Source organism: Mesorhizobium sp. B2-4-12, assembly GCF_006441575.1.
Lineage (GTDB): Bacteria > Pseudomonadota > Alphaproteobacteria > Rhizobiales > Rhizobiaceae > Mesorhizobium.
Map to the genome: position 1 here is coordinate 42,148 of NZ_VFVC01000039.1, position 15,025 is coordinate 57,172.

11 protein-coding genes are annotated in these 15,025 nt (G+C 60.8%); 9 read left to right on the forward strand and 2 right to left on the reverse strand.

Translation table 11 applies throughout. From position 1 onward, the window contains the following. Positions 1 to 63: 63 nt before the first annotated feature. Complete coding sequence (gene minC, locus FJ934_RS21175; protein ID WP_140612062.1) at positions 64 to 1,005, reverse strand: septum site-determining protein MinC; 942 nt, start codon at positions 1,003 to 1,005, stop codon at positions 64 to 66. A gap of 449 nt (positions 1,006 to 1,454) precedes the next feature. Between minC and FJ934_RS21185 the strand changes: the two genes are divergently transcribed. Together FJ934_RS21185 and FJ934_RS21190 are read left to right on the forward strand one after the other, a co-directional pair. Continuing rightward, complete coding sequence (locus tag FJ934_RS21185) at positions 1,455 to 3,032, forward strand: hypothetical protein (protein ID WP_140612064.1); 1,578 nt, start codon at positions 1,455 to 1,457, stop codon at positions 3,030 to 3,032. A 118-nt stretch (positions 3,033 to 3,150) separates the two neighbouring features. Beyond that, entirely contained in the window at positions 3,151 to 4,197 is a 1,047-nt protein-coding gene (locus tag FJ934_RS21190; protein ID WP_210241973.1) for a PAN domain-containing protein, read from the forward strand. A gap of 656 nt (positions 4,198 to 4,853) precedes the next feature. On the opposite strand, the gene FJ934_RS21200 is transcribed toward FJ934_RS21190, so the two are convergent. Next, positions 4,854 to 5,477 carry a TetR/AcrR family transcriptional regulator gene (locus FJ934_RS21200; protein WP_140612068.1) on the reverse strand — a complete coding sequence of 208 codons (624 nt, stop codon included), beginning with the start codon at positions 5,475 to 5,477 and terminating at the stop codon, positions 4,854 to 4,856. Positions 5,478 to 5,639: 162 nt separating this feature from the next. On the opposite strand from FJ934_RS21200, the gene FJ934_RS21205 reads away from it, so the two are divergent. The 7 genes from FJ934_RS21205 to FJ934_RS21235 all read left to right on the forward strand — a co-directional run bounded on the left by FJ934_RS21205 (position 5,640) and on the right by FJ934_RS21235 (position 14,806). Then, entirely contained in the window at positions 5,640 to 6,803 is a 1,164-nt protein-coding gene (locus FJ934_RS21205) for a patatin-like phospholipase family protein (RefSeq protein ID WP_140612070.1), read from the forward strand. A 110-nt stretch (positions 6,804 to 6,913) separates the two neighbouring features. Then, positions 6,914 to 7,699, forward strand: coding sequence for an acetoacetate decarboxylase (locus tag FJ934_RS21210; protein WP_140612072.1), 786 nt, complete (start codon positions 6,914 to 6,916; stop codon positions 7,697 to 7,699). Positions 7,700 to 7,742: 43 nt separating this feature from the next. Next, positions 7,743 to 8,513: a 3-hydroxybutyrate dehydrogenase gene (locus FJ934_RS21215; protein WP_348642500.1), complete on the forward strand. Its 771-nt coding sequence runs from the start codon at positions 7,743 to 7,745 to the stop codon at positions 8,511 to 8,513. A gap of 285 nt (positions 8,514 to 8,798) precedes the next feature. Next, entirely contained in the window at positions 8,799 to 9,881 is a 1,083-nt protein-coding gene (locus tag FJ934_RS21220) for an efflux RND transporter periplasmic adaptor subunit (RefSeq protein WP_140612076.1), read from the forward strand. Then, entirely contained in the window at positions 9,881 to 12,985 is a 3,105-nt protein-coding gene (locus FJ934_RS21225) for an efflux RND transporter permease subunit (protein WP_281407623.1), read from the forward strand. Before FJ934_RS21220 ends, FJ934_RS21225 begins: the two co-directional genes overlap by 1 nt. An 11-nt stretch (positions 12,986 to 12,996) precedes the next feature. Continuing rightward, positions 12,997 to 13,593, forward strand: coding sequence for a hypothetical protein (locus tag FJ934_RS21230; RefSeq protein ID WP_140612080.1), 597 nt, complete (start codon positions 12,997 to 12,999; stop codon positions 13,591 to 13,593). A 28-nt stretch (positions 13,594 to 13,621) separates the two neighbouring features. Further along, positions 13,622 to 14,806, forward strand: a complete 1,185-nt coding sequence (locus FJ934_RS21235; protein WP_140612082.1) for a patatin-like phospholipase family protein — start codon at positions 13,622 to 13,624, stop codon at positions 14,804 to 14,806. Positions 14,807 to 15,025 lie beyond the last annotated feature (219 nt).

Sequence of the window (15,025 nt, forward strand, 5' to 3'; positions counted from 1 at the left end):
TGATCAGAACCGCCGACACTCGCACGCGAAGCCGGCCCGAAGCTTGCGCCTCGGGAGCCGGCCTCAGCCGAGCGGCAACACGCACAGCGCATCGTTTTCGAGGAAGGCCTGCACCGCCTTGCCGCGCGACACCCCTTCCATTTCCTCGGCCGTGGTGTACCAGCCGTCGACCGCGAGCAGCTCCGCCTCGTTCTTGCGGCAAAAGATGCGCGCCGAAATATTGCCTTCCGAGCCCGCGATCGCCCGGCCGCGCAGTGTGCCGTAGACATGGATCGAGCCGCCGGCGACGATCTCGGAACCCGACGCCACCGAGCCCAGCACGATGACGTCGCCGTGCGGATGGAAAACCGACTGTCCGGAACGGATCGGCGCCTTGATCATCAGCGTGCCAGCGGCGGGCTCGCAGGGCATCTGGACAGCACCCTGCCCCGCCCTTGGAGCCTCGGTCCCGGCCGCATCCGTTGTTGCCGCCTCCGTCCGGGCCACCGCCGTCCGGGCCGGTTCGATCCGGACCGCTTCGAGCCTTGCCAGCGCGGGATCCGCCATCTCGTCCTGCGAGGCCTGCAAGGCCTCAGCATGGACCGCATTTTGCCCTGACGGTTCCACCCGGGCCGGCGCCTCGGCGGCCGCCGCTTCCAGCTCTTCCGCCCGCGCCTTGCGCGCGGCCCGGCCAAGCAGCCCCTCCGCCGTCGCCTCCTTGGCGCCGGCCAGCAGCGGCGGCAGGTCAGGCCCGAGCGAAGCACCCTCCATCTCGATGGCATAGACACGGATGCCGCGCGCCCAAAGCGCGGCGACCAGCAGCGCGATATCCTCGACGGCGGGCTTCAGCACATTGAGATCGAGCACCACCGGCCGGCCGGAAAAATAGCCCGGCGAATTGCCGATCCAGTGATCCAGCCCCTCCAACCAATCAGATATCGGCGCCTCCGGCGTCAGCGTGAAGGCGACGAAGGAGCGGGCGCGGAAACGAATGGATTTGGCCTCGAGGGGGGCGGCAAAGGTCACGGCTGGCGAATCCTTACTCAATGGTTAAAGGGTGCCGGCCGAATGGTTAACAAATGGTTAATGGAGGCGATCAACTTGGCAGCCACGGAGAGAATTCAAGGTCGGCCGAGTGCCGGTGCCGCACGACATCAGCGCCGCTCTTCGCGATTGGCAATGGGAAGGCCAGTAGCAACATTAAGGGCAACATTTCAGCAGATGGCGAGCACATCTGCCATCTGCCCGGACATAAGTATTACACCATGACGATCATCAACTCAGCTAAGGGCGAACGGATTCTGTTCCGCCGCAGCCGGTTGGCGAAGCAAACCGTCCGCGACCAAAAGTAACGATGTTTCCAAGTTCACGGGTCAAGCCGTTCCATTTCCGGAATTTCCTGATGCAAGCGAAGCAATTAAATGGCAGGGTAAACTGGGAATTAAAAAAGGGCGGGGCGCCTGATGAATGCAAGCATGAGCCAGAAGCTGGCCAGCTACGGCCAGTGGACCTACCGTGGCGCTTGGGCGCTTGAGATTACAGCGTCTATCATCGGACTTGCTACCGGTTTGGCTCTAGGTGTCCAGGCGTTCGAGGCAAGCCAGTCAGCCACGGCAATGGACCTGGTTCTCGCGAGCGCTCCGTTCTTCATTGTCTCGATTGCTGAACTGACAAAGATCCCGATAGCTACGCTTTTGTACAGCGCCTCATGGTTCTGGAAGCCCCTACTTCTAATCTTCCTTCTACTCCTTGCTGGTATCACATTCGAAACCGTATTGCTTGGCCTTGAGCGCGCCGGCACGCTACGTGAATTGCAGTATGAAGAGATCGCAGACGAGATCGACAGTCTCACACGCGAAAACACGAAGCTGGCCGACTCGGACGAAGCGGCAAAACAGACCGATCAGGTTGCGAAGTCAAAGGTCGATCTTGAGGAGGTGAGTACGCTTGCGGATAAGGCCCGCAAAGAAATTCAAGCGCGAATCGTCGATATTGATGCCGAACTGCAGGCAACGACCGCGCTGACGCCTGAGGCGGCCAAGGCAAGGGACCAGCTTAAGGATCAAAAACAAAGACGTACGGACCTTGTGGCCGAAAGAGACAATAGCATCAGACAAGCCGTCGAGGAATTCGAACGGCAGAGAGACAGTTACGTCGAGAGGATCAAAGGCGCCAGGGAAGGTGGCGATACGGCCTCTGCGAAGCGCTGGGAAGACGAGATCGGAAAGCTCGCCAATCCCCGCGGCAAGATCGAGGCAAAGTACGAGCCGCAAATCCAGGACCAGAACCAGAAGATTGAGGCCGCGAGTAGCGAATTCGATAGCCTCAGGCTGCAAAGCCCTAAAATGACGGACGAACAGAAGCAGGTGCTGCAGAATCGGCACACAGATCTCGAGAAGTCATTGGATGAGATTTCCGCTGATTGGGAACGGCGGCTCTCTCAGGCACGAGAAGACCTCTCCGCGGCACAGACCGCTGAAGCGACAGAAGCCAAGCTCCTAGCTGCAAATCAATCGAGACGTGACGAGATAGCAAAGCAGCTCAGTGATCTTGAAAAGAGGCGAATCCCTCTCGCTCGAACTGACCAGATCCGCCGCATTGCAGCGCGTTGGTACGGTGAGAAGCCTGAACAGGTAAGCGAAGCCGAGGCAGGAAAGATAGCGGCTATCTGGTTTGGCTCGCTTGCGGTCATCGCAGGGCTTGCCGGACCGATCACCGCCATAGTGGCTCTCGGTCTGCAGCGCATAGCTGCGCAAGCCGAATCTCGTTCCGAGAGCCGATTGTCGCGACTGATCAGGCGGCTGCTTCTAAGGTGGCGCTGGCGCCGAGTGCGAACGGTCAAAGTGCCGGTCGAAGTGCCCGTAGACAGGGAGGTGGAAAAGCGCATCGAGGTCCCGATCGAAAAAGTCGTGAAGGAGATCCTCTATGTTCCAGTCCTTACCGATGATCCAGAGGCGCTGCACAGGGCATTGAACGAAGAGCTGCCGGCTGAGGTCGTGGATCTGGTCAAGGTAACAGCAAAGGGCGGTCGCAAACGTGCTGGTCCGGCATAACACTGCACTCCTTGAAAGGGCGGTCGACCTAGTCGTCAAACAGGCGGCCATTCCCACTCTCGAGGCTGAAGCTGCAGCCTATGATAGGATGGCCCGCGCTAATGCCTTCCGCAGGATAATGACAGGCGCAGCCGTGGCGGTTGCTGCCGTCGGCATTGGCTATGGGGCGGCACTGTTCTTCGGACGAGAGACCAGACTGCCGTCTGTCGCGCCAGACAAACCGATAGAGAAGCGCACCGACAGAATCGAACCCTCAGACACGACAACACACCCCAAGTCGGAGCGAACCACTCCAGCCAAGGAAGCAAAGCCGGCCAATCCTCCACCAGCGCCGCTGCCCAATATGTCTGACAAGGTGACCGAGGACTTCAACAAGTTCCTGACGAAGGAGGTCGACTTCGGAGGTGCTCACTGGACGCTGACATCGGGACACTATTTTACTGCGGAGAACGATCCCACGTGGGATCGGGCGTGGTGCTATACCCGTCGGCTTGTGAATGGGATCGATGTCAATGCTGATCTTGCAAACCGGGTGACGCCGACGGCTCTGCCCCAAGCCCCAATCGCGCCACCAGCAACACTCGCATCTATCGGATTGAACGACGATTCCGCCAGGGAGCTTGCCTCTAAATGTGCATGGCTCGACGGCAAGACTTTCAACGCCGCAGACTTCGAGCTCCCATCTGGACGAGCCGAAGCTGCCAAGAAACTCATCGCGCAGGATGGTTGGGACGCGATGGGCTTCGACCTTCCAGGGATGCCGCTGTTGAACGTTTCGTTCGACCAGTGTCAGACCAAATGCGAAGGTGTCGATCAATGTCAGGCTATCACTTATGACAAGAAACACTCTGCGTGCTTCCTGAAGGGCGATGCCTCGATCTTGGTCAGAGCTCCGGATGCCGCTATGGCAGCAAAACCCGCGATTGCGAGCAAAGTCCAGTATTCCAGCCTCGTCTTCTATAAAAATACTGTCGTCGTCGGCGATTCATATTCAAACGAGCCCAGCAACTATGCCAACTGCGTGACCGCTTGCGCGGCGGATCAGAAATGCCTTGGCTTTAATTTCGACGGTCCAAACAACATGTGTTCGATGTTGGACCAAGTGTCCTCACTGTCTGTTTTTAAGGGCGTAACCTCAGGAACGAAGGCGGCCGGAAACCAATGATGCGGCACGCTACTGGCTGAGCTACTTCCGCCCTGAGAAAATGAAGGGCTCCAATCAATCCGAGGTCGCGACAGCGTATCGGGTGTAGCCGTTGCGATCGCCAGACGCCCCTCAGTGCCTTTTAAAATACTGCACCTCCTTCTCGTGCTTTTCCGCCGCCTCGCGCGTGTCGAACGTGCCCAGGTTCCGCCGCTTGCCCGTCTTCTCATCCTTCTTGCGTGAATAGAGCCGGTATTTTCCGTCCTGAGTTTCCTGATCATCGGTCTCTCCTCTTCGAAAAGACGAACGGCCCGGTCGTCGCCGGGCCTTCAGATTGTCAGTCGCGGTGCTCGGGCATCTTTTTCAGCTGGTCCTTGGTCCAGTTGGTCACGGCGCGACGAAGGAGCGGGCGCGGAAACGAATGGATTTGGCCTCGAGGGGGCGGCAAAGGTCACGGCTGGCGAATCCTTACTCAATGGTTAAAGGGTGCCGGCCGAATGGTTAACAAATGGTTAATGGAGGCGATCAACTTGGCAGCCAGGGAGAGAATTCAAGGTCGGCCGAGCGCCGGTACCGCATGCCTGCTATGACGCCGCGAATGTCTTCATTGGCCAAAGCGGAACGTCCGCTTTCGGGAGATTGGCTGGAAAGTCGCCTTTCCAGTGGCGCCCGTGCGGTCATGCCCATTGTTTCCAGGCGTTCTGCTGGTCCGACCGCGATGCACCGAGCGCCCGAAGCACTGCCTCGATGGTCAGTTGTGTCAATTCGGGCCGGGGGCCACGATCGAGGATGCCTCGCGTCACCTGCAGCCATATACCCGTGACGATATCCACCGCGAGCTCCGCGTCGCGTATGCTCATTCGATCCTGGGCTATTGCCTGCGTAATATCCGCCTTCAGATTCGCTCGAATACCGCGCGCATACTCGGCGCGCGACTGAGAACTCTGAACGACCAGCCGTGCCCAGTTCGGGTCCGAGATCGCCTTTTCCAGGAACTTCGCGAAGGCGAAAGACAAGCGTTTGACAGGATCTTCAAGTGCGAGGCGTGCATCCGTCAGCACCGCGTCGAAGCTCTCGCCGAGTTTCTCCCCTACAGCCGCGGCCAGTTCGTCGATGCTCTGGAAGTGATAGTAGAAGGTACCCTTCGCTATCCCGGCTGCCTCCACCACGGCATCGATCGTAACGGCCTCGCGAGGCCGTTCTCCCATCAGCATCATCCCGGCATCCAAGATCAGCGTACGCGTTCTTTCCCGCTTCTCCCGTCCGATCTCCGCCCTGCGCGCCAAATCAACCTTTGCCATCCGTCCTGCCTTTTTTGCATTGCACCATTACGCAAATGTCATATTGACCAAATAGTCGATTTGACGCATTTGTACAATACGAAACTTGCCCAGCGAGCCGGGCAGCAGCTCGAGCTCCGGTGTTCGCAACACAAGCGTATCTGACAATAAGGAATGGCATCAATGAATGTTCAGTCCCAGCACTTCAAATCAAGGCCGCTGCCGTTCGAATGCATTGCCCTGGTGCTGCAAGGTGGAGGCGCGCTCGGGGCCTACCAAGCGGGAGTCTATGAAGCTCTTGCGGAAGCCGACATTCATCCGGACTGGGTTGCCGGCGTGTCCATCGGTTCCATCAACGCGGCGATCATTGCCGGTAACGCGCCTTCCGAACGGGTCTCAAAGCTGCGTGCGTTCTGGCGCGAGATTACGGCGAACCCTCTGCTCGACTGGGCTAGCACTGCACATGCGCTGGCTCCCAAAGGCGACCTGTCCCGCGCGATCTTCAATCAGTTCAGCGCGGCTTGCGCGGCAATAGCCGGCGCGCCGGGCTTTTTCAGCCTCCGGCAACCCGCTCCGTGGCTCCGCCCGGGTGGAGCAATCGAGGGCACAAGTTTTTACGAAACCACCCACCTGAAGAGCACGCTTGAGCGGCTCGTCGACTTTGACCGGATCAACGCAGGCGGTATGCGTTTCAGCGCAGGCGCAGTCAACGTGTGCACGGGTAATTTCGTCTACTTCGACAATCAAACCCATACGATCCGTCCAGAGCACGTGATGGCCAGCGGCTCGCTCCCGCCAGGCTTCCCGGCCATTGAGATCGAGGGGGAATTCTACTGGGACGGTGGCCTCATCTCGAACACTCCGTTGCAATGGGTGGCCGAAAACGGGCCTCGGCAGGACACGCTCGCCTTCCAGGTGGACCTATGGAGCGCCCAGGGTGATTTTCCTCGCAATCTTGCCGACGTGGCAACCAGGCAGAAGGAAATCCAGTATTCCAGCCGCACGCGCGCCAACACCGAGCAGTTCAAGCAGCAGCAGCGGTCCCGGCACGCGCTTGCGGGCTTGCTCGCAAAGCTTCCCGCCGACCTGCTCGGCAGCGATGAAGCCACCATGCTGAGCTCTCTTGCCGACCACAAGGTCTACAAATTGGTTCACCTGATCTATCGGTCCAGACAGTACGAGACGCACTCGAAGGATTACGAATTCTCCAGGCTGTCGATGGAGGACCATTGGCAAGCCGGTTACCACGACGCGGTGCGCACGCTGCGTCAGCCAGAGGCACTGGGCAGACCGAACAATCTGGAGGGAGTCAGCACGTACGATCTCACCGAGGACGGACAGGAGTAGCGGCCGCGACGCGGCTGCGCGATCGAGATCGAGGTCGTGCTCCAATCCTCCAAGCTCAAACGGGCTTTTCCTGAAACCCAGCAGACCGCTCCACCCAAGGAACACCAGCCATGAACCAAGACACTGTCAGGGAAACGGCCTTTGCCATGCCTCTGACCAACCCCGCCTATCCGGTCGGTCCATATCGTTTCCGAAATCGCGAGTATCTGATCATCACCTATCGGACGGATCCGAGGAAGTTGCGCGAGCTTGTGCCGGAACCGCTTGATGTGCCCGACCCGTTGGTGAAGTTCGAGTTCATACGCATGCCCGACTCTTCGGGCTTTGGCGACTACACGGAAAGTGGACAGGTCATTCCTGTCTCCTTTCGCGGCCGCCATGGCAGCTACACCCATTGCATGTTTCTTGACGATCACCCGCCAATCGCAGGTGGCCGCGAACTGTGGGGTTTCCCGAAGAAGCTGGCCAGTCCCACGCTCCGCGTGGAGACCGATACTCTTGTGGGCACGCTCGACTACGGCCCGGTCCGCGTCGCCACCGCAACGATGGGCTACAAGCATCGGGCTGCCGAACTCGCATCCGTAAGGACCTCACTCAGCGGACCCAATTTCCTGCTCAAGATCATCCCCCATGTCGACGGCAGGCCGCGCATCTGTGAACTGGTCGAATACCGTTTGGAAGACATCGATCTCAAGGAAGCCTGGCACGGCCCGGCATCGCTCGATCTTTGGTCGCACGCGCTCGCCCCCGTGGCAGAGCTGCCGGTTCTCGAAGTGGTATCGGCGATGCACATCGTTGCCGATCTGACGCTGCCGCTCGGCACGGTCGTCCATGACTATCTTGCCGACACGAAGCCACTGTTTAGCAAAGGAAAAACCCATGCATTCGCTGAATGAAACGTTGTCGGTGAAGCAGGCTGCAAATCCCGACGGCCGTCTTATGGACAAGGTCGTGATGATCACTGGAGCCGCGAGCGGCATCGGCAGGGAAATTGCACTCACCTTTGCCAGTGAGGGGGCAATGGTGGTCATCGCGGATCTCGATCGGCAGGCGGCCCAAAGAACCGCGGCCGAGATCGATCCCACGGGCAAACGTGCGCTTGGAGTCGCGATGGACGTCGGCGATGAGGAGCAAGTCGAAATCGGCATGGGCCAAGCGATCCAGGCCTTCGGCCGGTTGGACGTGCTGGTCAGCAATGCCGGTATCCAGATCGTCGGCCCACTCGTCGAATTCGAATTCGCAAAATGGAAGAAACTCCTTTCCATCCACCTCGATGGCGCCTTCCTGACCACCCGCGCCGCCTTGCGGCAGATGTACAAGCAGAACAGCGGCAGCATCATCTACATGGGATCGGTACATTCCAAGGAAGCATCGCCGCTCAAAGCGGCTTATGTGACAGCCAAGCATGGCCTGATCGGTCTGGCTAAGGTCGTAGCGAAGGAGGGGGCCGCACATGGAGTTCGTGCCAATGTGATCTGCCCCGGTTTCGTTCGCACGCCGCTGGTGGAAAAGCAGATTCCGGAACAGGCCCGCGCGTTCGGGATATCTGAAGCGGAAGTCGTCAAAAACATCATGCTGAAGGAGACCGTCGACGGCGAGTTCACCACTGTTCAGGACGTGGCGGAAGCAGCGTTGTTTCTCGCGGCCTTCCCGTCTAGCGCGCTGACCGGCCAGTCGCTGGTGGTCAGCCACGGATGGTCCATGCAGTAGCCACGACTGTGGAACCGAGCCGGCGACGAGACATGGGGGCCGTGAAGCGCTGCGGACGTCGGCCAGTTGGTAGGCTTGGCGCCCTGGGCGGGTCTCGCTTCCCATCTCCTTCGAAGTGGCCTTCCATTCGCCATGGCCTTTTTGCATGGCACGATTGCGCGTAACTCATATTGACTTTCATAGTCGATTTGACTTAGTAGTCTAAATCGAAATGAGCCACTCAGTTCGGCCCGTGGCTCGGCTTTTCCAGTTCCCTGCAACCCGATCTTTCGAGCGGAGGCTCCCATGCGCCTGTCGTGGCGTCTTTCCCTTTTGGCCGGCATCGCCGGCCTTTGTCTTGCCGGCTGTTCACAAAAGGAGGCCGAGGCGCCGGCAGCGCCACGAACGGCGCGCGTGATGGTGGTGACGCCCCACAAGTTCATGCTGGTGGCGCAAGGCGCCGGGCGCATCCAATCGCGCTATGTCAGCCAGGTTGGCTTCGAGGTCGGCGGCAGGTTGGTCTCACGCGATGTCGACGCCGGCGCAACGGTCAAGAAGGGCCAGAAGCTCGCGACACTGAGCGCGGTGGATTACCAGAACAAGGTGACCGCCACGGCGGCGGACCTCGACGCGGCCAAGGCCGCGCTCGCCCAGGCCGCCGCCCAGGAGGACAGGTTTCGGCTCCTGCTCGGGAAGGGCTTCGCCACGCGTTCGCAGTATGATGACGCGCTGAAGTCGCTGCGCAGCGCGCAGGCGCAAGTTCAGGCGAGCGACGCCAATCTGCGCATCGCCCAGAACCAGCTCGCCTATACGGAGCTCAAGGCGCCCGACGACGGCATCGTGACCGCGACCGGCGCGGACCCCGGCCAGGTGGTGGTCGCCGGACAGATGGTGATCGAGATTTCGCGCAATGACGAGCGCGAAGCTGTCTTTGCCGTCGCGAGCGAGGACGTCATCAGGGCAAGCCTTGGCATGCCGGTGAACGTTGCGCTTCAGGCCCACCCTGAAATCGCGGTGACCGGCACGGTTCGCGAGATTTCGCCCGAGGCCGACAGCGCCACGGGCACCTATCAGGTGAAAGTTGCCATGCCTGCTCCGCCCCCGCAAATGCGACTGGGAGCAATCGTCGTCGGTCGGGTCGAAAGCGACCAGGGTCACATGGTTGCGACACTTCCCCCGAGCGCGCTGCTGCAGTCGGGAAACGAGCCCCAGGTTTGGGTGGTCGGCAAAGACGACAAGGTGGAGCGTCGCAAGGTCCAACTGCTGCAGTTCGATGCAAATTCCGTCACCGTGAGCCAGGGACTGGCCGCGGGCGACCAGGTGGTGGTCGCCGGCGTGAACTCGCTGGCTGACGGCGAAGTGGTCAAGCCCAATGCGGAGGTCGAGTGATGGCCAGCTTCAACCTTTCCGAATGGGCCGTTCACAACCGCTCGATCGTCGTCTTCCTGATGCTCGTCTGCGTGGCGGCTGGAATCACCTCCTACGAGCGTCTCGGCCGTCAGGAAGACCCGGATTTCACCGTGCAGACCATGGTGGTCCAGGCAAACTGGCCCGGGGCCACCGCGGCTGACACGATGCAGCAGGTGACGGACCGAATCGAGAAGAAGCTCGAGGAAACTCCGAACCTCGACTACCTCAAAAGCTACACCAAGCCGGGCCAGGCGACGATTTTCGTCTACCTTAAGGAGTCCACCAAGAAACGCGACCTCGACGGCATCTGGTATCAGGTCCGCAAGAAGGTGAACGACATAAGGCAGACGCTGCCGCAAGGCGTGGTCGGCCCCTTCTTCAACGACGAATTCGGCGACGTCTTCGGTACGATCTACGGCATAAGCTATGACGGTTTCAGCCCGCGTCAGGCACGTGATTTCGCCGAGACCGCGCGGGCCGAATTCCTGCGTGCTCCCGACGTAGGCAAGGTCGACATCTATGGCGACCAGGACGAAAAGGTCTATCTGAATTTCTCACCGCAGAAGCTCGCCAACCTGAAGCTCAGCCTCGATGACGTGCTGACGGCGATCGCCCACCAGAATGCCGTCGTGCCTTCCGGAATCATCAACACGCCCAGCGAGAACATGCTGGTCGACATGACCGGCTCCCTGTTGGCACCCGGCGACATAGCCAAGCTCAATTTTTCCGTGAACGGGCGCTTCTACAAGCTCTCGGACATCGCCGAGGTGCAGCGCGGCTATAGCGATCCGCCGAGCAAGATGTTTCGCGTCAACGGCAAGCCGGCCATCGGCATTGGCATCAACATGCGCGACGGCGGCAACAATCTCGATTTCGGCAAGGGATTGCACGCGGTGGCGGAGCGGCTGAAGCAGCGCTTCCCGGTCGGCATCGAGCTCAATCTGGTCTCGGACCAGCCCGAGGTCGTGCGTGAGGCGATCGGCGAATTCACCAAGGCCCTCCTCGAAGCGGTCGCCATCGTGCTCGTGGTGAGCTTCCTCAGCCTCGGCCTGCGCGCCGGCCTGGTGGTCGCCCTGTCCATCCCGCTCGTCCTCGCCATCGTCTTCGCGTTCATGGAAGCGGCGGGAATCAGCCTGCAGCGCATTTCGCTCGGTGCGCTGATCATCGCTCTCGGCCTTCTGGTCGACGACGCCATGATCACGATCGAGATGATGATCTCAAAGATCGAAGAAGGCATTCCGAAGATCAAGGCGGCAACCTTTGCCTATACGTCCACCGCCTTCCCGATGCTGACGGGGACACTGATCACGCTGCTCGGCTTCCTGCCGATCGGGTTCGCGGACAACAATACCGGGCAATACACCTTCTCGCTGTTCGCCGTCATAGGCGTGGCGCTCATCGCGTCATGGTTCGTGGCCGTCCTCTTCGCGCCGGTGCTCGGGCTGACCCTCTTGCCCAAGCACATGAAAGCGCATGGGACGGCGGAGCCAGGGCCACTCATGCGGCTGTTCCGACGCCTGCTGGCGTTCACCATGCGGCACCGTTTTCTCACCATCGCCGCATCTCTCGTTGCCTTTGGCCTCTCGCTTTACGGCATGGGCTTCGTCCAGCAACAGTTCTTCCCGGCCTCCAACCGGCCTGAACTGCTGGTGACGATGACGCTGCCCAAGAATGCCTCCATCACCGCTACCGAGACGCAAACCAAACGGCTGGAGAAGGCGCTTGCGGGTGACGCCGACATCGACCACTTCTCCTCCTATGTCGGCGGCGGCGCCATCCGGTTCTACCTGCCCCTGGATGTGCAGCTCGACAACGACTTCATGGCCGAGACCGTGGTCGTGGCCAAGGACCTTCAGGCGCGCGATCGTGTGCAGGCCAAACTGCAGGCGCTGTTCGCCGACAAATTTCCGGACGTGACCGCGCGCATTTCGCGCCTGGAACTGGGGCCGCCGGTCGGCTGGCCCGTGCAATACCGGGTGAGCGCGCCTACTCCCGACGACGCCAGGAAATATGGCGAGCAGGTGGCCGATATCCTGCGGGCTTCCGGCCTCGTGCAAACCGTCAACTTCGACTGGGGCGAGAAGAACAAGACGTTGCGCATCGTCGTCGACCAGGACCGCGTCCGGCAGGCGGGGCTTAGCTCCGAACAGCTTTCCCAGGCGCTCAACCGCGTGCTCAACGGCTCGACGGTCACGCAACTGCGCGATTCCATCTACCTGATCGACGTGGTCGCACGTGCCCAGAACGATGAACGCTCCAGCATCGAAGCCCTGCGCCACCTTCAGATCACCACGCCGACGGGCGCATCCGTTCCGTTGCGGGAGCTCGCCGATTTCAAATACGACCTCGATGAAGGCTATGTCTGGAGGCGCCGGCGCCTGCCCACGATCACAGTCCAGGCAGAGCCGCTGCCGGGACTGCAGCCGGCCTTCGTGCACCAGCACGTTGCCGCCGCGCTGGAGGCGCTTTCCAAGTCGATGCCGGCAGAAACGTCGATCGAGACCGGCGGCACGGTGGAAAAGACCGCGCTCAGCAACGCTGCCCTGCTGGCCCAGTTCCCGCTGATGATCACCCTGATGCTTACGGTGCTGATGGTCCAGCTCGGGAGTTTCCGGCAGGTCGCCATGGTCATCAGCGTGGCGCCTCTCGGGCTCATCGGAGTTGCCATCGCGCTGCTGACCACCAGCACGCCGATGGGCTTCATCGCGACGCTCGGCATCATTGCGCTCGCCGGCATGATCATCCGCAACTCGGTGATCCTGGTGCACCAGATCGAACATGAGCGGGCCCAGGGGGTCGAGCCGTGGAAGGCGGTGATCGATGCCACCGTCCACCGGTTCCGGCCGATCATGCTCACCGCGGCCGCGGCGATTCTCGGCATGATCCCGATCATGCACGACGTCTTCTGGGGGCCGATGGCCTACGCCATCGTCGGGGGGCTCGCCGTCGCCACCATGCTGACGCTGGTTTTCCTGCCAGCCCTTTATGTGATGGTGAACGGAATCCGGGAAAGCGACGAGCCGTTGGCGGCGCCCGAGCCCAGCGCCGACGCAATCCCGATCCTGGCCTTGTCGGATCGATAAAGGAGGCAGCCATGCTGGAAACACGCCCTACTCTCCTTGACCGCTTTCTCACGACCGATGCCGTCAGGTGCGCGGAACCCGACGGGACGACGCGCGAATATGTCGACAAGATGCTGGCCGCAGCGCTGCAGGAGGCGCAGTCGGTGGCGCGTTCCTACGACACCAAGGCGCAGATTGTGGGCGTGGGCTACATCCTCGCCCTCAACCTGATCCTGCGCTTCGGGGACCTGCTGCCGTCGCATGCCCCGCTCGGGCCGCTGTTTTACGTGGCGGTCTGGGGGATCGTCATCATGCCGATCGTGCAGTTCGGGCAAGTGCTCTATCCGAGCCGCAGGCGGGCTGACAAGGAACTCAACCGCAAAGTGGCCGGTGCCTGCGCCGTCCCGCCCGTCTACTATGTGGATCCCGGATTCTTCGCCGGTGTGCGCGACCTGGTCCACCTGGCCCTGCAATCCGATTGGACCTCGGTGATAGCTGCTGAATTGCTGAAGACCTCACGCGTAAGGGAGATCAAACAGGCGCGTTTCCACCGCGCCCTGCTGATGACCGTCGTCTCCTTCGCCGTGCTCGGAGGCGAACAGCTTTTTCGCAGCTTCGCCTTAGCTTGAAAAGAAACCACGTCAGGCCCCGATAGCTATGCTGAGGATCATCCTGCTTTGCCTATGTGCAATTCAACTCACAGGCTGCATCGCCGCCTATCCACGCGATGGCGTGCCTGTAGAACGCATGGCTGCCGCCGAAGTGAGCGGCTATCCCCGAGACATACGCGTCTGGGGCGATTCCGACGAAAGTTTCCCGCCCGATCGTCTCATCGCGTTCCGCGACGAGAGAATCAAGGCGGCAAAGGCCGACCCTTCCATCAAGCTGCGAGAGCTCGACGCGCTTACCATTTCGGGCGGCGGCAGCAGCGGTGCCTTCGGCGCCGGAATCCTGGCGGGCTGGACCAAGGCCGGCACCAGGCCCAGGTTCGACATCGTCACCGGCATCAGCACCGGATCGTTGATCGCGCCCTTCGCGTTCCTTGGCCCGGCCTATGACGATCGCCTGAAGCATGCCTTTACGACGATCAAGGACGCCAACATCTACACCGAGCACAGCTTCATCGGCGTGCTGTCGAGCGCCTCGATCACAAGCAACGCTCCCCTTGCCAAAATGCTCGACGAAGAAGTCACCGAGGACATGCTCGATCAGATCGCTCGGGAGTCCGGCAAGGGACGCAGGCTCTTCATCGGTACGACCAATCTTGATGCGGATCGGCCCGTGATCTGGGACATGGGCGCTATCGCGGCGAGCCGTCGCCCGGACCGGCTGAAGCTCTTCAAGCAAGTCATGCTGGCCTCGACCGCCATTCCAGGGGTATTCCCTCCCGTCGAGCTGCAAGTGACCGCCTCCGGCAAAACGTACCACGAAATGCATGTCGACGGCGGAACCAGCAACCAGGTCTTTCTAATGCCCGCCGGCTTGAGCATGCGTGAACTCGATCGGACGTTCCACGCCCGGGTCAAGGCGCGCCTCTATATCATCCGCAACGGCCGAACGACGCCGGTGCCGGGGATCGTGAAGGCCACACTGCCCGACATCGCGGAGAAGGCGGTCTCGTCCCTCATCAAGACGCAAGGGATCGGCGATCTCTACAGGCTTTACGCCATCGCCAGGCGCGACGGCATCGCCTACAACTTCATAGACGTTCCGGCCGACTTCACAGATGAGCCGAAAACCCCGTTCGAGAACAAGTTCATGCGGGCTCTGTTCGAAAAAGGCTATGAAATGGGCCGGGATGGCGTGCCATGGAAAAACGTGCCGCCTCGTTTTTCGAGATGAGCTGGTTCGAGCCGGTGGTCCCGCTGTACCCCGCTGGTCGTTCCGCTCGTTCCGGAAGGTCGGCCTGCACCTTGAGGCGCATTGCTGCCGCTTCGGCAATTTCCCTCAATGCCTTTTAAAATACTGCACCTCCTTCTCGTGCTTTTCCGCCGCCTCGCGCGTGTCGAACGTGCCCAGGTTCCGCCGCTTGCCCGTCTTCTCATCCTTCTTGCGTGAATA